This window comes from Lysobacter sp. (assembly GCA_013141175.1).
GTDB lineage: Bacteria > Pseudomonadota > Gammaproteobacteria > Xanthomonadales > Xanthomonadaceae > Lysobacter_I.
Window position 1 is genome coordinate 1,841,341 of the sequence record JABFRN010000001.1, and the last position, 19,162, is coordinate 1,860,502.

16 protein-coding genes are annotated in these 19,162 nt (G+C 66.0%); 10 read left to right on the forward strand and 6 right to left on the reverse strand.

Annotation, left to right across the window (positions count from 1 at the left end):
* The first annotated feature begins 54 nt into the window (after nucleotides 1-54).
* From HOP03_08295 to HOP03_08315, 5 genes are all read left to right on the forward strand, one after another.
* Nucleotides 55-774 carry a hypothetical protein gene (locus tag HOP03_08295; GenBank protein NOT88169.1) on the forward strand — a complete coding sequence of 240 codons (720 nt, stop codon included), beginning with the start codon at nucleotides 55-57 and terminating at the stop codon, nucleotides 772-774.
* A 445-nt stretch (nucleotides 775-1,219) separates the two neighbouring features.
* Entirely contained in the window at nucleotides 1,220-3,103 is a 1,884-nt protein-coding gene (gene mnmG / locus HOP03_08300) for a tRNA uridine-5-carboxymethylaminomethyl(34) synthesis enzyme MnmG (GenBank protein NOT88170.1), read from the forward strand.
* A gap of 71 nt (nucleotides 3,104-3,174) precedes the next feature.
* Nucleotides 3,175-4,467, forward strand: coding sequence for an exo-alpha-sialidase (locus HOP03_08305; GenBank protein NOT88171.1), 1,293 nt, complete (start codon nucleotides 3,175-3,177; stop codon nucleotides 4,465-4,467).
* Nucleotides 4,468-4,915: 448 nt separating this feature from the next.
* Nucleotides 4,916-5,410: a hypothetical protein gene (locus tag HOP03_08310; protein ID NOT88172.1), complete on the forward strand. Its 495-nt coding sequence runs from the start codon at nucleotides 4,916-4,918 to the stop codon at nucleotides 5,408-5,410.
* Nucleotides 5,411-5,420: 10 nt separating this feature from the next.
* Nucleotides 5,421-6,767 carry a hypothetical protein gene (locus HOP03_08315; protein NOT88173.1) on the forward strand — a complete coding sequence of 449 codons (1,347 nt, stop codon included), beginning with the start codon at nucleotides 5,421-5,423 and terminating at the stop codon, nucleotides 6,765-6,767.
* A 46-nt stretch (nucleotides 6,768-6,813) separates the two neighbouring features.
* Here HOP03_08315 and HOP03_08320 read toward each other — a convergent pair whose 3' ends face one another.
* From HOP03_08320 to HOP03_08335, 4 genes are all read right to left on the reverse strand, one after another.
* Nucleotides 6,814-7,914, reverse strand: coding sequence for a cell division protein ZapE (locus HOP03_08320; protein NOT88174.1), 1,101 nt, complete (start codon nucleotides 7,912-7,914; stop codon nucleotides 6,814-6,816).
* Entirely contained in the window at nucleotides 7,911-8,618 is a 708-nt protein-coding gene (locus tag HOP03_08325; GenBank protein ID NOT88175.1) for an alpha/beta hydrolase, read from the reverse strand. The genes HOP03_08320 and HOP03_08325 overlap by 4 nt, the downstream gene beginning before the upstream one ends.
* A gap of 25 nt (nucleotides 8,619-8,643) precedes the next feature.
* Nucleotides 8,644-10,374 carry an ExeM/NucH family extracellular endonuclease gene (locus HOP03_08330; GenBank protein NOT88176.1) on the reverse strand — a complete coding sequence of 577 codons (1,731 nt, stop codon included), beginning with the start codon at nucleotides 10,372-10,374 and terminating at the stop codon, nucleotides 8,644-8,646.
* Between the two features lie 81 nt (nucleotides 10,375-10,455).
* A complete protein-coding gene (locus HOP03_08335) occupies nucleotides 10,456-10,968 on the reverse strand; it encodes a cytochrome c5 family protein (GenBank protein NOT88177.1) in 513 nt (170 codons plus the stop codon).
* 206 nt (nucleotides 10,969-11,174) lie between these two features.
* On the opposite strand from HOP03_08335, the gene HOP03_08340 reads away from it, so the two are divergent.
* Nucleotides 11,175-11,933, forward strand: a complete 759-nt coding sequence (locus HOP03_08340; GenBank protein NOT88178.1) for a helix-turn-helix domain-containing protein — start codon at nucleotides 11,175-11,177, stop codon at nucleotides 11,931-11,933.
* Nucleotides 11,934-11,948: 15 nt separating this feature from the next.
* Here HOP03_08340 and HOP03_08345 read toward each other — a convergent pair whose 3' ends face one another.
* Together HOP03_08345 and HOP03_08350 are read right to left on the reverse strand one after the other, a co-directional pair.
* Nucleotides 11,949-12,389: a DUF1877 family protein gene (locus tag HOP03_08345; GenBank protein NOT88179.1), complete on the reverse strand. Its 441-nt coding sequence runs from the start codon at nucleotides 12,387-12,389 to the stop codon at nucleotides 11,949-11,951.
* 67 nt (nucleotides 12,390-12,456) lie between these two features.
* The gene (locus HOP03_08350) at nucleotides 12,457-14,058 is read right to left on the reverse strand and encodes a sigma 54-interacting transcriptional regulator (protein ID NOT88180.1); all 1,602 of its coding nucleotides are present in this window, start codon (nucleotides 14,056-14,058) and stop codon (nucleotides 12,457-12,459) included.
* A gap of 181 nt (nucleotides 14,059-14,239) precedes the next feature.
* Between HOP03_08350 and HOP03_08355 the strand changes: the two genes are divergently transcribed.
* The 4 genes from HOP03_08355 (at nucleotide 14,240) to HOP03_08370 (ending at nucleotide 19,060) form a co-directional block, all read left to right on the forward strand.
* On the forward strand, nucleotides 14,240-15,790 hold the full coding sequence (locus HOP03_08355; protein NOT88181.1) for a TROVE domain-containing protein: 1,551 nt from the start codon (nucleotides 14,240-14,242) through the stop codon (nucleotides 15,788-15,790).
* 277 nt (nucleotides 15,791-16,067) lie between these two features.
* Complete coding sequence (locus HOP03_08360; GenBank protein ID NOT88182.1) at nucleotides 16,068-16,397, forward strand: hypothetical protein; 330 nt, start codon at nucleotides 16,068-16,070, stop codon at nucleotides 16,395-16,397.
* A gap of 313 nt (nucleotides 16,398-16,710) precedes the next feature.
* Nucleotides 16,711-17,937 (forward strand): RtcB family protein, encoded by a 1,227-nt coding sequence (locus HOP03_08365; protein NOT88183.1) that lies wholly within the window; start codon nucleotides 16,711-16,713, stop codon nucleotides 17,935-17,937.
* 103 nt (nucleotides 17,938-18,040) lie between these two features.
* Nucleotides 18,041-19,060: an RNA 3'-terminal phosphate cyclase gene (locus tag HOP03_08370; GenBank protein ID NOT88184.1), complete on the forward strand. Its 1,020-nt coding sequence runs from the start codon at nucleotides 18,041-18,043 to the stop codon at nucleotides 19,058-19,060.
* Nucleotides 19,061-19,162 lie beyond the last annotated feature (102 nt).

Genomic DNA, 19,162 nt, shown 5'->3' on the forward strand with positions numbered 1-19,162 from the left:
CTGCAACGGTAGGACGGGCCTATCCCGTCATCAGAATTCGACAGGGGGTTCCCGATGTTCCGTCTTGGTCTGCTTGCGACACTCTTCGCAACGATTCTGACCGGCTGCGTCAGTACTTACGGTTACCGCACCGATCAGGGCGGCGATTACTACTACGCCGAGCCCTCCGTCGATTACTACGACGCCTATGGCGGGCCCTACAGTTCAATAGGTTATGGCTATCCGGGCGGCTGGTACGGCAGCTTCGGCTATGGTTTCGGTTTCGGCTATACCCCGTATTCGCGGTATGGATTTCCGTATGGCTACGACGGCTACCGTTATGGCTATCCCTATTCCTACTCCCCCTATCCGTACCGTCGACCGCATCGCCATCGCCCGCCGAACACGGTGCCGCCGGGTACGCCACCACCGGGAGTGATCACGGAACCGCCCGGCGGCAGCGGGCCGCGTCTGGGCGACCGCAACCGTGACGGCGGACCGTGGCGTCACCTCGATCGGCGGCGCCCGCCTGTCGCGACTCCGCAGCCGGCGGTTCCCGGCGTCGCCATCCGCGTAGGCGAGCCCACCCGTCGCCGGATCATGGTGCAACAGCCCGGTTTGTCGGGCGGCGGCGCACAGCCTGGCATGAGGGTGCATTCCCGGCCTGCGCCGGTCTCGACGCCGCAGAGCTCGGGCCAGCCGCGCCCGCGCCACGAAACGCAGCGGGCAGCACCTGCCCCTCAGCGTCGCATCGAACGTTCAGAACGAGAATCCCGTCGCGATCCAACGCCCTGAAAAGGCTTGCCAACGACCAGATTTGGCCGCAAGCTAAACAAGCTTGACCGGTTACGTCGTATTCCGACGTAACTCGGTACTGAATCGCCGACCCCGGCGGGGAAATCCGGATCCCCCCTGTTCCGCTCCCCGTCGGGCGTCGGCACCTTCTTACGGCGTATCGCCGAACTCCCCGAATCGCAGACAAAAAAAGGGGCCGAATGTCCCCCGACATTCGGCCCCTGGCTTCCTCAGCGCGCACGTGGCCAGCCCTGTTCCACCCCGGCCTGCGCTTTCGCGCTTGCCGCGCTGAGTGCCACCAGAGATAAGCAGAATGCGTGCCAACTTTGGCGCCAGCGCCTCCGGGTAACGGCCTCCCCGAAACCGCATTCGCTAGAATGCGGAGCAGCAACGTCGGAATTCACGCCCACGCCGCGAAGCACGTCTCGAAACCAGAGTCAGGTCGATGAACAATCATTTCTATCGCTTCGATGTCATCGTCATCGGCGGCGGCCACGCCGGCACCGAAGCCGCGCTCGCGTCCGCACGCAGCGGTGCGCGCACCCTGCTGTTGACGCACAACATCGAGACCGTTGGTGCGATGAGCTGCAACCCGGCCATCGGCGGCATCGGCAAGGGCCATCTGGTACGCGAGATCGACGCGCTTGGCGGCATCATGGCGCGCGCCGCCGACGCCGCCGGCATCCAGTGGCGTCGCTTGAATGCATCGAAGGGCCCCGCAGTACGCGCCACGCGCTGCCAGGCCGATCGCGCGCTGTACCGCAGCTTCATCCGCCGTGCGGTGGAATCGCAGCCCAACCTCAGCGTATTCCAGTCGGCGGTCGACGACCTGATCATCGACGCCGATGTCGTACGCGGCGCGATCACCCAGACCGGCCTGCACTTCACGGCGCCGGCGGTCGTCCTCACCGCCGGCACCTTCCTCGCCGGCAAGGTGCACATCGGCGAAACCCAGTTCGCTGCCGGCCGCGCCGGCGATCCGCCCGCGACCACGCTCGCCGCGAAGCTGCGCGAGCGGCCGTTCGTCGTCGATCGCCTGAAGACCGGCACGCCGCCGCGCATCGATGGCCGCAGTCTCGATTACAGCGTCATGGAAGAGCAGCCCGGCGACGATCCTCGCCCGGTGTTCTCGTTCATGGGCAGCACCGCCGACCATCCTCCGCAGATATCGTGCTGGATCACCCATACCTCCGAGCGCACCCACGAGATCATCCGCAGCGCGCTGCACCGTTCGCCGCTGTACAGCGGCCAGATCGAAGGCATCGGCCCGCGTTATTGCCCGTCGATCGAAGACAAGGTCGTGCGTTTCGCCGAGAAGGCCTCGCACCAGATCTTCGTCGAACCCGAAGGCCTCGGCGTGACCGAAATCTATCCGAACGGCATTTCCACGTCGCTGCCGTTCGATGTGCAGTTGGATCTGGTGCGGAGCATCCGTGGCTTCGAGCAGGCGCACATCACCCGTGCCGGTTACGCCATCGAATACGATTTCTTCGATCCGCGCGGGCTGAAGAATTCGCTGGAAACCAAAATCGTTTCCGGCCTGTTCTTCGCAGGCCAGATCAACGGCACCACCGGCTACGAAGAAGCGGCGGCGCAGGGCCTGATCGCCGGGCTCAACGCCGCGCGTTTCGTGCGCGCGCTCGATGCATGGTCGCCGCGTCGCGACGAGGCCTATGTCGGCGTCATGATCGACGACCTGATCACCCACGGTACCAACGAGCCCTACCGCATGTTCACCAGCCGCGCCGAATACCGGCTGCAGTTGCGCGAGGACAATGCCGATCTGCGCCTCACCGAAACCGGCCGCGCCCTGGGTCTCGTCGACGATGCGCGCTGGGAGCGTTTCACGCGCAAGCGCGACGCCGTCGTGGCCGAGACCGCGCGTCTGGGCGCGCTGTGGGCTTCGCCCAACAATGCACTCGGACGCGAAGCGGTGGCGACGCTGGGCATCGATCTCAGTCGCGAAACCCATGCGCTGGATCTGCTGCGCCGACCGGAACTGGATTACACCAGGCTTGCCAGCGTGCCGATGCTCGGCCCGGCGGTCGCCGACCCGGCGGTCGCCGAACAGGTCGAGATCGAAGCGAAATATTCCGGCTATCTCGCGCGTCAGCGCGAGGAGATCGCGCGCCAGCAGCGTCATGAGCACACCGAGATTCCGCAGGCGTTCGACTACGCCACCGTACGCGGGCTGTCGATCGAAGTGCAGCAGAAACTCGAACGCGTGCGTCCGCACACCGTCGGTCAGGCGCAGCGCATCCCGGGCATGACCCCGGCGGCGATCTCGCTGCTGCTGGTGCATCTGACGAAACGGCGCGGCGCGGCGTGACGCAGATGCTGCCGTCGTCCGGCGTTCGCGGCCTCGCTGTTCCCGAGCCATCGATGACGTACCCTAATCGCATGCGTACACCATTTCGCCCCCTCGTTTTCGTCGCCCTCGCACTGCTCGCCGCCTGCAGCGGGGAATCCGAGGTTCCGCAACCGGTCGTCACCGGCGATCTCACGATCGAAGCCTGGCCGTTGCCGGCGATGCCCGGTTCGGCGCAGCCGGACCTGGCGATGGCGCCCGATGGCCGCGTGCTGCTCAGCTGGATCAACAGCGGGGGCGGTCGTCGGCCGGCGCTGCAGATCGCCGAGTTCTATCCCGACCAGCATTGGGAAGGGCCGCGCACGGTGGCGGTCGGGAATTCGATGTTCACCAACTGGGCCGACACCCCGCACATCGTCGCGACCGCCGATCACGCGCTGTGGACGCACTGGCTGCAGAAATCGGCAGACGCGCCCTATGCCTACGACGTGATGCTGGTGCGCTCGCTCGATCACGGCATGAACTGGAGCGCGCAGCGCACCGTCCACGACGACGGCACGAAGACCGAGCACGGTTTCGTCTCGATGTGGGCGCAGGGCGAGGGCAGTCTCGGTATCGCGTGGCTCGATGGCCGCAACACCGGCGCTGCAGCAGCATCGGACCATGCCAGCCATGACGACGGCCACGCCGGCGCGATGAGCCTGCGCGCGGCGGTGTTCGACGCCAATCTGCGCGCGAGCGCCGAAACCGAAACCGAAATCGATGCGATGACCTGCGACTGTTGCCAGACCGATGTCGCCGCCACGGCCGACGGTGCGGTGCTGGTCTATCGCGACCGCAGCGCGCAGGAAATCCGCGACATCTACGCCACGCGCTTCGACGGCAAGGCGTGGTCGAAGCCGGCGCGCGTGCATGCCGACGATTGGAACATGCCCGCATGCCCGGTCAATGGCCCATCGGTCGCGGCACGCGGCAACGACGTCGCGGTCGCGTGGTACACCGCTGCGGGCGACAAGCCCGCAGTGAAACTCGCGCGTTCCGTCGATGGCGGCGCAACGTTCGCCGATCCGGTCGCATTGGACACCGGTGCCGCCGCCCAGGGCCGCGTCGCGGTCGCGATCGACGCGCAGCAGGTCTGGATCCTCTGGCTGCGCGAAGAGGCCGGCGCGCAATCGCTGTGGCTCGCGCGCTACGCGCCCGATCTGTCGAAGGAACTGCAGCGCATCAAACTCGCCGATCTGCAGGGCAAAGGCCGCGCGACCGGCTTTCCGAAACTGCTGCTCAACGGTACCGCCGCGCACGTGGTGTGGACCGATGTGGTGGACGGCGTGCCGCAGCTGCGGGGCGTGCGGATGCGGGGTGTGTCCGCCGGCACGTCCGGCTGAGGGCCGGCATCCGAGCAACGGTGCCGATGTCCCGGGATTTTTGTCGGCCGGGACTGCGGTCGCCCTGTGTCCTTGGCCGGAACGACATTCCCATCGCGTTACTCCAATAGCCCCCGGACTTCCGGGCGCGTGTCGCCCGGATTCATGGAATGCCCGCGAGTTGCCCCGGGCGCACCGTTCTGGTGTGATCGGGGCACCGTTCCCGCATTGGCCCAAGGCAGGACGTCACATGGCTCGATCCTTCCGTCAATCGCCATACCGCACCTGTCGCCGGTCGTCGGATGCACAGACGCCCGGTGTTGCGCCGGCACGCGCCGGATCGCCTCGAAACCGCGCTGCCGCGACCGTACTGGCCGGTCTGTGCGCCGCGGCCATCGGATGCGCGATGTCCGGTTGCGCCGCGACGCCGTCTTCCCGAACACCTTCTCCCGGCTCTCAGGAGTTTCCGATGACTGCCACCGTGCCTCCAATCACCGCCGAAGACATCGGCCGTCGCGTGCTCAAGTTGATCGACAGTCTCCACAGCGCGCAGGACCTCGCTCCCGAGCATGTCGAGCAAGCCACCGGCCTTCGCGTGGAGCTCAACGACGACGATCCCAACATCTACGGTTTCGGCGGCAAGCTGACCGAGCAATGGTCCTACAGCCTGGTGTCCACGCCCGACAAGCTCGGCGAGAAACCGAGCAGCCTGCGGTTTTCGTTCGACGACACGAGCCGCGGGCAGGCCGACCGGGCACCGATCTGCACGCCGGATTTCGATGGCTACTCGAAGGCGTTGACCGCCGCTGGATTCGCGGCCACCCCGATGCAGACGTATCCCGGAAGCGACGCCTGGTATTTCAAACGCGGCGATATCGGGGTGATGGCCTACGCGCAGGGCAAAGCCGATCCGCAGGTCGGTCCGGTCTGCCTGTCCAGGCTCGTCATCAGCGCGTACGCGTAACGGAGGGCACATGTCCAAGGCCGACGAAAAAAAGCTGGAACAGATGCTCGTCGATTTCGAGAAGGCGCATCCTGACGCGGGCAAGAATTTCCGCACCCTGCTCGGCGAGACGCCCGCGCTGAAAGCCAACCTGCTGGAGGCGATCGGCAAAGGCAATCTGGAAAAGATCGGACCGATGCCGGCCGGCGCGCCGGCAGGAGCACTCGGCGTATACAACGCCAACGACAAATCGATGGGATTGCCGACCGCGCTGCTCGACGTGGCCGACAAGGACAAGAAGCTCGGCAACACCATGCGCATGGTGTTGACCCACGAATCGGAGCATGCGGTCAACAAGCAGGCGATCGAGAAAGCGGGCGCCGATTTCAAGGCCAAGCTCGAAGCGGTCGCCAAGGGCCCATCGCCGCACGATTACACCAATGTCCTGAAGGAGCGCGGCGACAGCCTGCGCCTGCGCGAAGCGACCGACCAGATCGGAGGTTTCAATGCGGTCGCGGCGCATGTGCGCAAGGAAAACCCCACCGCGACGCCCGCCCAGCTGTACGAAAAACTGCACAACTCCAGCCCGGAAATGGCGCCCTATTTCGATGTCGGCGGCACGCCGCCGAAACAGACCTATACGCCCAAGGCCGGACTGACCCTCGGCAAGGACGGCCTGCTTGCCGAAACCCCGGCGAACATCGAGGCGATGGGCAAGCATTTCTACGATGCGCGGCCCTACCGGCAGATCTACGGCACGCAGGCGTTGCAGGCCGCGATCAACGTCGAATCCAAGGAGCAGGCCGCCGACCGCGCAGCCGACCCGAAGTACGTGCCGCCCGAAGTCCGGGTCAATCTCAAGGAGCTCGGGCTCGACGGTGTCGTGCGGTTCCCGCCCGGTGCCGGCATCACCGACACCAGCCCAAAACCGCCGCCGGTCGTGCCGCCCAAGAGCCCGATCGCGCCATCGGAAGAGTCGCATGCGCCCAGCCACGGCGAGCCGCGCGGAACGCGTCCCGCGGACACCGCGCCAGCGCTGTATCTGCAATCGGTCACTGCGCTCGAAAAGCTCGGTCCCGACGCCGGCATCAAGGGCCGCGACGAGCTGGGCAACGTCGCGGCGGCGATGGCGTCCAAAGCGCAGAGCGATGGCCTGCGCCAGATCGACACGGTCATCGCCAGCAACGACGGCAAAGGCCTGATCGCGATCCAGGGCGACCCCGGCTCCGCGCATGCGAAGAACAGCTACATCGATCGCGCCGACGCGGCGCAGCAGCCGATGGCGCAGAGTCTGTCGCAGTTGGAGAAGAACGTGCCCGCCCAGACCGGGCAGGAGATCGCTTCGCAGCAGCCGTCGCAGACAGGCGTGTCGCGCTGATCGGAGTCCGGCCGCACGGCGTGCCTGCAGCCGATGGCGACATGTCTCAGCCGCGATGCTCCAGCGCCAGATATTCGGCGGACTGCATTTCGATCAGCCGCGAGGCGGTGCGCTCGAAGGCGGCGGTCAGGCGCTCGCCGCGATACAGCGCCGCCGGTGCGGCGTCGGCGCTGCAGATCAGGTTGACGTGGCGGTCGTAGAGCTCGTCGATCAGGGTGATGAAGCGCCGCGACGCATCGTCGCGCTGCGCGTCGAAGACCGGCACGTCGCCGACCAGCACGGTGTGGAACTCGGTGCTGATCTCGATGTAGTCGGCGCTGCCGCGCGGACCTTCGCAGACCGCCGCGAAATCGAACCACGCCATGCCCTTGTCGCGTGCGCGCACCGCGATGCGACGGCCGTCGATATCGATGCCGGCATCGCGATGACTGTCGTCGCCGCCCAGTTCGCGCCAGCGCGATTCCAGCCACTCGTCGCTGGCGTCGTCGAGCGGCGCGCGATACACCGGCGAGCGGGTGAGCGCGCGCAAGCGATAATCGTGGGGACTGTCGAGATGCACCACGTTGCAGCGACGTTCGATCAGCGCGATCGCCGGCAGGAATCGCGCGCGCTGCAGGCCGTCCTTGTACAGTTCGGAGGGCGCGGCGTTGGAGCTGGTCACCAGGATCACGCCTTCCTCGAACAGGCGCGTCAGCAGGCGTCCCAGCAGCATCGCGTCGCCGATGTCGTTGACGAAGAATTCATCCAGCACCAGCACCCGCAGCTGCGCGCGCCACTCGCGGGCGATCGCGGCGAGCGGGTCGCGTTCGCCCGCATGCGCGCGCAGTCGCTCGTGCACCTCGCGCATGAAGCGATGGAAATGCGTGCGCCGTTTCTCGCGGATCGGCAGGCCGGCGTAGAACAGGTCGATCAGGAAGGTCTTGCCGCGGCCCACACCACCCCACACGTACAGGCCATTCGGCGAAGTCGTCACCGGTTTGCCGAACAGCGTATCGAGCAGGCCTTTGCGCATCGGCGGCGCGGACAGCGCCGCTTGCAGGCGATCGAGTTCGCGCAGCGCCGCGTGTTGCGCGGGGTCGTCGCTCCAGTCGCCGCGCGCCACGCCTTCGGCGTAGCGCACGGAGGGTGCCGCCGCGGATTCGCTCATGATCCGGCGCCGGGCTCCGGCAGATCGAACCGTCGAAGGTAAGGTTGAACGCCATGTTTGATCGCGCCGCGCAGATCCATCAATTTGCGATGGAAGAAGTGACTGGTGTCGGGCATGCGGATCAGTTCGGCGCTCGTCCCCGGCGGCTGTGCCTTCGACATCTGCTCAAACCAGTCGTAGACCGCCTGCGGGTCGACGACCTCGTCGTCCTCGCCCTGGATCACCAGCCAGGGCATCGTCGGCAACACGATCTTGTCGAAATCCCAGCGCCCCGCCGGCGGTGCGATCGAGATCAGGACCGACGGCCCCAGTTCCGCCGCGCCGCGCAGGCTGACGTACGCGCCGAAGCTGAAACCGCCGAGCCACAGCGCCGCATCGGGCCGACTGTCGCGCACCCAGGCGACGATGGTGCGCAGATCATCGAGCTCGCCCTCGCCGTGATCGAACGTGCCGTCCGACGCGCCGGTGCCGCGGAAATTGAAGCGCACCGTGGTCACGCCCAGCTCGCGCAGGCTGCGCGCGGCCATCGTCACCACTTTGTTGTGCATGGTGCCGCCTTCGGTCGGCAGCGGATGGCACAACACCGCGATCACGGGCCGCACGGGAACATCGGCCTCAGGCGGTTCGGCAGCGACTTCCAGGGTGCCCGCCGGACCCTGCAGGGTCAGCGCGGCGGCAACGGCAGGGAAAGCGGGAGACGGCATATGCGGATGATAACGGGCCGGGCGATCAGGGTTTCCGCAGCCGGAAACCGACCACCAGCGGATCGTGGTCCGAGCTGCGCCACGGCGTTCGCGCGTCGGGCCGCGTCTGGTAGCCGTGACTGTCGGGTTCGTCGGCATTGCTGTGCCATTCCGCCGCGCCCACCCGCCGCGCCGCCAGCGACGGGCTGAGCAGGGCGTGGTCGAGACGACCGATCTGGGCGTCGTAGACGTAACTGTACGGCGCGGGCCCGTGTTGCCCGGCGAAGGCATCGCGCCAGCCGGCGGCGGTCAACGCACGCACCGGGTCTTCCATGCTGTAGGCGTTCAGATCGCCGACGATCATCGCAAGATCGCTCCCCGATCGGGTCGGATCGGTACGCAGCCAAGCGTCGAGCCGGCGCGCGCTTTCGGTACGGGCGGCATTCCAGCAGCTCTGGCCGTCCTTCTGGTCGGCGTCGGCCCCGGTCGCTTCGCCGCAGCCTTTCGACTTGAAATGGTTGGCGACGACCGTGAAAGCGGGGCCCTGGGCCGCACCGCTTCCGGCGCGAAAGGTCTGCGCCAACGGCGGCCGGCTGCGGGTACCGAACAGGTCGTCGGTCAGCGTTGCCGCTGCGCCCACGGGCGTCACCCGCGAGGCGCGATAGATCAGGCCGACCCGGATCAGGTCGCCGCCTTGCGGTTGATCGGTCACCACGAAACGCCAGTCCTCGTTGCGACCGTCGGCGTTGAGCGCCCTCACCAGTGCAGCGATCGACGACTCGGGGCCGAAGCCGTCGTTTTCCAGTTCCATCAAAGCGGCGATGTCCGGGTTCAGGCCACGGATCGTCGCGACCAGCCTGGCAAGCTGGGTCTGCAGTTCGGCCGGCGTGCGTGCGCCGCGCGGGGTGGGAAAACCGCCGTCCTGGCCGTCGCCGTTGAAGAAATTCTCGAGGTTGAAGCTGGCGATCCGCATATCGCCGCCGACCGTCGGCGCCGAAGGCGGCGCTGCGCGCCGGAATGCCGGTTTCGCGGTCAGCTGCAGCCGGTACCCGCCGCCGCGCTGATCCAGAACGCCTTCCACCTTCGACAGCTGGCCACCGGTGCGCGACGGTCCGGTCTTCGGCAGATACCAGACCGAAGCGGGCCGTTCCGCATCGCTGCCGTCGTCCAGACGCAGCATGCGGCGTGCGTTCTCGGCCGCCAGTGCGCGCGCAGCATCGCCGGGCATGGCCGCATCGGCGGGCGTTCGCACGCGTTCGCCGAAGTTGACCAGTAATTCACCGTATTTGTCGACACGATGCGTGCCAGCGACCGTCAGTGTCGCGGTGATGCGCACGCGCATGTTTTCGTAACGCTCCCAATCGGCAGGTGGCACCGAAACCGATACCGGTCGTGGCAGTCTCGCCCGGCCCAGCGGCGCCACGCCGGTCGACTGCAGGGCCGTGCGGGTGCCACGGCCGGTGTCGAGTTCGACCACGGCGCCATGGACGCGGACGTGGGTGCCGACTGCCGGGCCGCCTTCACCGAGGACGAACAGCGCATCGGAGGTGGCCGGGTCGCGATCGCCGGTGTCCTGCAGGAACCAGCCTCCAAGGCTGTCGTCCGGGACTGCAGTCACGACGCCCTCGATCGAAACCGTTCGGCCCACGAGTGGGCTGCGCTCACCCGTGCCCTGGATCCGGCCGATGGTCGTTGGCGCGTCTTGCGCCGATACGGGCCCGGCGAACCCGCCGACAAGCGCGCACGGGAGCAGCAGGAACGGAAGCGGAAGGCGCATGCGGCGATTCTCCGGAGGCGGAATGGACAACGCCGCCCGGAGGCGGCGTTGCGGAAGGGCGATGACGGCAGTGAGGAAAGGTCAGACCTGTTCGAGCATCCAGTCGACCGTCGCCTTGACCTGATCTTCGGAGAGCGCCGGGTTGCCGCCCTTGGCCGGCATCACGCCAGCGCTGCCCTGGAAGCCTTCGATCGCGTGCTGATACAGCAGGTCCTTGCCCTGACTGGCGCGGGCTCCCATGCCTGCGGCGGTCATGGTGGGTGCGCCGCCGGCGCCGGACTTGTGGCAGCCCGCGCAGAGGTTGTCGAAGATCACCGCGCCGTCCAGCGTGCCGCCGTAGGCGACCTGGGATGCGGCGGCGGCTTTGGCGGCCTCGTCGGCCGCAGCCTGCTGGGCTGCGCCGGTGGCGCCGGCATAGACATCGCCTGCGGGAGCGATCCGCGCATCGGTGCGCTTCACTTCGACCGGGTTCGGCGTCTGCGGCTGACCGTTGTGCAGATGGATCGCGAACAGGATCAGGCCCAGGGTGACCGCCGCAAGGAAGGCGATCACCATCGAAAAACGCTTCAGAAAATCCAGATCGTAATTGCGCACGACTCACCCGGAAAACGACGTGTTGAGAAGCGGCCTGACTATGGCCGCAGAATCCGCGCAGTATAAAGGCTGTAGCGGTCCGGATTCGAGCCCATGGGCGTTTCCGGCCCGGATCGACAGCGGAACCGGATGCGCCCTCGGCCCAGACACGGCCTTGGACAGAAGTCGGGTTCGGCGATGCGCCGTTGCGTGGCACACTAGCGGCAATGAGCGATTCTTCTGTTCTCGACCTGATCCAGCTGCGCCGGGGCTGCACCTACTGCTCCGTGCGCCAGCTGTGCCTGCCGGGCGGAATCGGCGCGGAGGAACTGCATCGTCTCGACGAGATCGTCCAGCGCCGCCGGCCGGTCGCCCGCGGCGAACGGCTGTTCCGCCTCGGCGACCCGCTGACGGCGGTCTTCGTCGCCCGCGACGGCGCGTTCAAATCGGTCAGCATCAGCGAAGACGGGGAAGAGCAGGTGCTCGGCTTCCATCTGCCGGGCGAGCTGATCGGTCTCGATGCTCTGGGCACCGGCGAGCATCGCTGCGAAGGCGTCGCCCTCACCGCCGCCAACGTCTGCGAAGTGCCTTACGACCAGCTGTCGTTCGTCGCCGCGCAGGTGCCGAGCCTGCAGCAGCAGCTGTTCCGGGTGATCGGCCAGAGCGTCGATCGCGATCAGGATCATCTGGGCATCCTTGTCCGCCGCCAGGCCAACGAACGCATCGCCCTGTTCCTGCACAGCCTCGGCGAGCGTTATCGCAACGTCGGCCAGTCCGACCGCCTGTTCCAGCTGCCGATGAGCCGTGAGGACATCGCCCGCTTCCTCGGCCTCGCGCTGGAAACCGTCAGTCGCGGTTTCACCCGCTTGCAGGACGATGGCGTCATCGATGTGACCGGCCGCCGGGTCGAGATCGTCAACGTTGCGGAACTGCTGCGCCTCGCCCACGGGGCGGAGTCGGGCGACGGCAAGCAGCGTCGCGCCTGACGGCTTCGCGTCCGGTTACATCGCGTAGTACAGCGCCCCATCGCCGCGCGCGGCGGCTTCCCGGAAAAACGCCGAGAGCATGTCGAACTGCGCGAGCAGATCGTCTTCCTGGTCCTGATAGACCGCCTGGTGATACAGGCCCTCGTCCTCGTCGATCGCGCGCAGCGCTTCCAGCACGGTCGCGTGGGTCCATGTCGACAGCGCTTTCGCCTGCTCGCGCACCAGCGCCGGAGACACGAATTCGCAACCGTTGCTCAGCACGTCGCCGATCATGTCATCGCTGTGGAAGCCGGCATCGTCGAGGATGTGCTTCAACACGTCCCACGCGGTTTCCACATCGATCGAAGCGGTACAGCGCGATTCGCTCTCGACCCAGCCGTCGATCAGGGAAGGATCCTCGCGCATCGCTTCGAGATCCTTCGGAGCGAATGCCTGGAAGAACAGATTCATGCTCATGCTTGGAATGTCCTGATCGTGGGATGCGGCCAGTGTGCGCGAAATGGCGGGCCGGCGCCGCGGCCTTTCACTTGTCGCGCCCCGCGCTGCGCACCTGATCCCAGTCCAGATCGAAACGCGCGAGGTATTTGCGCAGCCGGTCGGCATCGTTGGTGCTGCTGCGCTGCGTACGCGATACCGCGAACAACGCGCGGCCCGCATCCGACAGCGATTTAGCCCGTGCGCAGACGCGGACGACCTCTTCCAACTGCACGCGATCGAAGCGATCGAGCGCATCGATGCGTTCGCCGAGCAGCGTGTCGAGCGGCGACTGGGTGCCGCTTTCGCGCCACAGCCCACGCAGGCGCGCGATCTCCTCGTCGACCGATTCGACCTGGATGCGCCCGGCGTTCGCCAGCGTCGCCATCCGCATCACCGATGCGCCGAGATCGCGGAAATTCCCGGTCCAGCGCGCTTCGGGCCTGGTCGCGAAAGCGAGAAACCGCGTCCGCGCTTCGCGATTGAAGGCGACGCGCTGGTGCTGGTCGCGGCTCCAGCGCTCGAGCTCGAAATCGAGATTGGGTTCGATGTCCTCGACGCGCTCCGACAGGCCGGGCAGGCGATACGTCCACAGATTGAGGCGCGCGAGGAGATCGTCGCGGAAGCGCCCTTGTGATACCGCAGTCTGCAGATCGCGGTTGGTGCCGGCGATCAACTGGAAATCGCTTTCGACCTCCTTGTCGCTGCCCACCGGCGGGAAACGCTTCTCTTCCAGCGCACGCAGCAGCAAGGCCTGTTCGTCGAGGCCGAGTTCGCCGATCTCGTCGAGAAACAACAGCCCCTGATGCGCCGAACGCAGGAAGCCGGCACGGTCGCTGCCGGCGCCGGTATACGCGCCTTTGACATGGCCGAACAGCGCGCTCATCGCGCCGTCGCCGCGCAGCGTGGCGCAGTTCACCTCGACGAAACGTCCGGGCAATTGATGCTTGAGCTTCTTCAACTCGAACACGCGTTTCGCGAGCTGGCTCTTGCCGGCGCCGGTCGGGCCCATCAGCAGCATCGGTGCTTTCGAGCGCGTCGCGACGGTTTCGATCTGCTCGATCATGCGGTTGAACGCCGCGTTGCGCGTGGCGATCCCGTTCTTCAGCAGCGCGCGGTCCTCCAGCTGCTGTTGCTGGAAACGCTGCGCGATCCGGTCGTAGCGCGAGAGGTCCAGATCGATCACCGCGTAACTGCCGGCTGCGCCGCGCTCCTGTTTGCGCGGCGGCGAGGTCTGCAGCAGGCGGCCGGGGAAATGCCGGCTTTCGGCGAGCAGGAACCAGCAGATCTGCGCGACATGCGAGCCGGTGGTGATGTGGATGTAGTAATCCTCGTCCTCGGGTCTGAACGCATAGCCGCGCAGGAAATCGTGGAGCGTCGCGTACACGCCCTCGAAGTCCCATGGATCGGCGAGATACGTGTCGCTGCGATGCACGGTGGTTTCCGGCGAGACCTGCACGACATCCTCGGTCACGACTTCGGCGAGCCGCAGGTAACGGCGTTCGTCCACCAGCAGTTCGAGCCGGTCGACGAGGAAGTCCTCGTGCATGCCGAGGGAGACCGTCGGCCGCCATTTTTCCCAGCGCCCGGGTCCTCTGCCGCTGTCGAGCGTGGTGCCGAGCATGCCGAAGACGACCTGTTGCCTGCGCATGATCCATCCAGATAAAAACTTAGATCCAATTATATCTTTATATCGAAAATCTGATCGATGAGAATCGTGAAATTCATAGAAAACACAATAAAAACAACAAGATAAACGAGTGCCAAGCAGGTTGGCACGGCCATTGCAATACACAGCTCGAACCCAACGGGCATTCCCCAAGGCATCGATCATGGCCAACACCACGCTCTTCGCATCCACCCGCGGCACGCTGCTGCCGGCCGCGACCACCCGCAACGAGGCCGGCGGCCTCGCCTATGCCCGCAAGCCGCAGGCGGCGCTGGCGCTGTACGCGGCGACGGGTTGCCTCAACGGCACCTACTACGCCAACGCCGAGCAGCAGTTGGCGACGGTGTTGAAGCTGTGCGCCGAAGTGGAACCGCGCTTCGTCGCGCAGACCGCGATCTACGCCCGGCAGTCCGCGCACATGAAGGACATGCCGGCGCTGTTGCTGGCCAGCCTGTCGCTGCGCGATCGCGACGTCTTCGCCGCTGCATTTCCGCGCGTGGTCGACAACGGTCGCCTGCTCCGCAATGTCGTGCAGATCCTGCGCAGCGGTTGCGTCGGCCGCAAGTCGCTGGGTTCGCTGCCGAAGCGCTTGGTGCGCGAGTGGTTGCAGCACGCATCGGTCGATCAACTCGTCAACGCCGCGATCGGCAACGATCCGTCGTTGGCGGACGTGATCAGGATGGTGCATCCGAAGCCGGCCGATGCCGAGCGCGAAGCGCTGTACGCATGGGTGATCGGAAAGCCGTACGACGAAGCGAAGCTGCCGGAGATGCTGCGTGCTTACGAAGCATTCAAGTGTGATGCACAGGGTGAGTTGCCGGCACTGCCGTTCCAGTACTTCACGTCGTTGTCGTTGAATGCGACGCAGTGGACGGCGCTGGCACGCCGCGCTTCGTGGCAGTCGCTGCGCATGAACCTCAACACGTTCGCGCGCAACGGCGTGTTCGAGGATGCCAAGGCGGTCGCCATGATCGCCGAGCGTCTGCGTCATCCCGAATCGATTCGCCGTGCCCGCGTGTTTCCGTATCAGCTTCTGACCGCATTCCAGGCGACCTCCAAGCTGCCGAACGCGATCGGTGCGGCGCTGCAGGATGCGATGGAAATCGCGACCCGCAACGTGCCGAAGTTGGAGGGCGAGGTCGTTGTGGCGGTGGACGTGTCGGGTTCGATGGCCTCGCCGGTGACCGGTCATCGCAAGGGCGCGACCACGACCACGCGCTGCGTGGATGTGGCGGCGCTGATCGCGGCCTGCATCCAGCGCACCCATCCGGATGCGCGCGTGCTGCCGTTCGATACCGAAGTGCGCGCGCTGCGACTCAATCCGCGCGACAGCGTGATGACGCAAGCGCGACAGCTGGCGGCATTGTGCGGCGGTGGTACCAGCGTCAGCGCGCCGCTTGCGGCGTTGAGCCGCGAGAAAGCAAAGGTCGATCTGCTGGTGCTGGTGTCCGACAACGAAAGTTGGCGCGATACCCGTAAAACCGGCGCCACCGAAACCATGCGCCAGTGGGAGACGATCAAAGCGCGCTGTCCGCAGGCGAAGCTGGTGTGCATCGATCTGCAGCCGGTGGCGACCGGTCAAACGGTCGAGCGCAACGATGTGCTCCATGTCGGCGGGTTCAGCGATGCGGTGTTCGATCTGATCGCGAATTTCGCGGCGGAAGGTTCCGGCGCGAAGCGCTGGGTCGAGAAGATCGCGAGCATCGAGTTCTAGACGTCGTTCAATGCCCGGCCGGCAATGGGGCCGGTCGGGCAAGGGGAGACGTGTTTGTTGTTGTGCTGTCGGTGGTTGCGAATGCAGGGAAAACTACACCCTGTCACGGTCCAGGTCGCGGGTTCGAGTCCCGCCCGCCGCGAATCCGTGCGGCGGTAGCTCAGTTGGTTAGAGCAGGATGTTTTCCCACTTTTGTCGCAATCACCGATGGCTTTGATTCGAATCGTCGCCATCTTGTCGGGAGTACACGATCATGCGCTGCAATGGAGGCAACAACGTGTCCGAAATCTGGGCCATCATCGTCATCGTGATGCTGGTGTTGATCGTCTACGGCATCGTTTCGTCGAAGCTGAGCGTGAAGCGGCAGCGCGAAGCGCGCGAAAAAATGCTGCCTTACCTCGATGAAACGATCGTTCCCGATCGCAGGCACAACCTGTTCATGTCCGACGGACGCAAGTTCATGGATGTCAGGATTCTGGGCACCACCGACCCCAAGCTCGGCCAGTCGCCGCTCGGGGACTGGGGGCTGATGCTCGTGATCCTGCTGGATTCCGGGAAGAAAGCGTTCATCCGTCCGTCCTCGGTGCGCTGCATCGAAGAAGCTTGATCTTTTCACCTTCGCCGGCTGCGAATGCCGATGGAACTACAGGATTTCACGGTCGCGGGTTCGAATCCCGCCCGTCGCAAGACGGTAGCTCAGTCTGGTAGAGCTTGAAAATCGTTCCATCATTTTTGTCGCGGTCGGCGATCCACACCGTTTCCACTGTTTCGCGGCGAATGCCGGCGGGAATACAGGTTCCTCCTTCGGGAGTTGGGTTCAAGTCCCACTGCGTTGCGGGGCGGAAGCGCCGTTTCGCAGAGTCCCGCCATCCTTGTCGTCGCACCACTTTCAGATGCATGTCCACATGCGAGAATTCACCATGACCACCCATCACTACGATGTCATCCAGGAACAGGGCGCAGTGCCGATCAAGCTCTGGACCCGCGGCGTGCCGCTGGAAGACGAGGCCCGCAAGCAGCTCCAGAACATCGCCAGGCTGCCCTTCATCCACCGCTGGATCGCGGTGATGCCCGACGTGCATCTGGGCAAGGGCGCGACCGTGGGTTCGGTGGTGCCGACCATTGGTGCGATCGTCCCGGCGGCGGTCGGCGTGGATATCGGCTGCGGCATGATCGCGACGCGCACCACGCTGGTCGCGAGCGACTTGCCGGACAATCTGTCCGAGATCCGCAGCGCGATCGAGCGCGCCGTCCCGCACGGTCGCACCGCCGAACGCCACGCCCGCGACAAGGGCGCATGGGAGAACGCGCCCGCGCTGGCCGTCGAAGGCTGGTCGCAGCTGGTCGCCGATTTCGAGAAGATCTGCGAACGCCATCCGCGCCTGAAGAACACCAACAACCTCAAGCATCTCGGCACGCTCGGTACCGGCAACCACTTCATCGAGATCTGTCTCGACGAAGACCAGCGCGTGTGGTTCATGCTGCACTCCGGATCGCGCGGCGTCGGCAACGCCATCGGTACGCATTTCATCACGCTGGCGAAGGAGGAAATGCGCCGCTGGATGATCAATCTGCCCGATCAGGATCTCGCGTATCTGCCGGAAGGCAGCCAGTATTACGGTGATTACGTGTTCGCGGTCGACTGGGCCCAGCGCTATGCGCGCATCAATCGCGAGATCATGATGCGTCACGTGGTGGAAGCGGTGCGCAAGATCATCGCCAAGCCGTTCGAGGCCCAGGCCGAGGCGGTGAACTGCCACCACAACTACGTCAACCGCGAGCACCACTTCGGCAAGAACGTGCTGGTGACCCGCAAGGGTGCGGTGAGCGCGCGCAAGGGCGAGCTGGGCATCATTCCGGGCAGCATGGGCGCGAAGAGTTTCATCGTGCGCGGCCTCGGCAACGAGGACAGCTTCTGCAGCTGCAGCCACGGTGCCGGCCGCGTGATGAGCCGCACCCAGGCGAAGAAGATGATCAGCCTGGACGATCACATCGCCGCCACCGCGCACGTGGAATGCCGCAAGGACGCGGATGTTGTCGACGAGTCTCCGGCTGCGTACAAGTCGATCGACGCGGTGATGGAGGCGCAGAAGGATCTGGTCGAGATCGTGCATACGCTGCGACAGGTGGTGTGCGTGAAGGGCTGAGTCCGATACACGCCGTTACGACAATCGAACCGGGCGGACAGCGATGTCCGCCCGAGCTTCATGAAAACGCCTCATGACAGAGCATCACGACAGAAGACAGACGATGGACATGATCGAGATCGACGGCTCAGCCGGTGGCGGCCAGCTGCTGCGCACCGCGCTGAGCCTCAGCCTGTGCACCGGGATCGGCTTCACGATGCAGCAGATCCGCGCGAAGCGTTCGCGGCCGGGGCTGATGCGCCAGCATCTGACTGCGGTCAACGCCGCAGCGCAGATCGGCGATGCCCGTACCCACGGCGCCGCGCTCGGCGCGACCACGCTGCGCTTCGAGCCGGGCGCGGTGTCGCCGGGCGATTACGCCTTCGCCACCGGCAGCGCCGGTTCGGCGATGCTGGTGCTGCAGACCTTGCTGCCGCCGCTGTGGCGCTGCACTGCGCCGTCGCGTCTGCGGCTGGAAGGCGGCACCCACAATCCGCTGGCGCCGAGCGCGGATTTCATCGCCGACGCCTATCTGCCGGCGTTGCAGCGGATCGGCATCGATGCCTCGATCGAACTCGAACGCCCGGGCTTCTTTCCCGCAGGCGGCGGCCTCCTGCATGCGACCGTGAACCCGGCCACGACGCTGCGACGCGCCGAATTCATCGAACGCGGCGCACTGCAGTCGATCGAAGCGGTCGCGTTGATGTCGGGGCTTTCGTCGAGCATCGGCCAGCGCGAGCTGCAAACCCTTGCCGCGCGTTTTGCGCTGCCCGTCACCGCGCTGCATCTGCGCCAGGTGCGGCCGTCGATCGGTCCCGGCAACGCATTGCTGCTGCGCGTGCGTCACGAACATCATGCCGAAACCTTCACCGGCCACGGCGAGCGTGGGGTGAGTTCGGAAAAAGTCGCGGAACGTCTGGCCGACGAGGCCGACGCCTATCTGCGCAGCGACGCCTGCGTCGACGAGCACCTGTCCGACCAGTTGCTGCTGCCGATGGCATTGGCCGGCGGCGGATGCTTCACGGTGCCCGCGATCAGCGACCACCTGCGCAGCAACGCGCGGCTGATCGAGACATTCCTGCCGGTGGAGATCGACTGGATGCAGACCGGCGCCGGCGCGTGGAAGGTGGTCGTTGCCGACTGACACGGCACGCGGGCAGGCATTTCCTGCCCGCGTTTTGCCGCAGGTCAAGGCGGCGGACGATCCGCATCCCTAGGCTGGCCGCTTCCGCAGATCGCCGCTGTC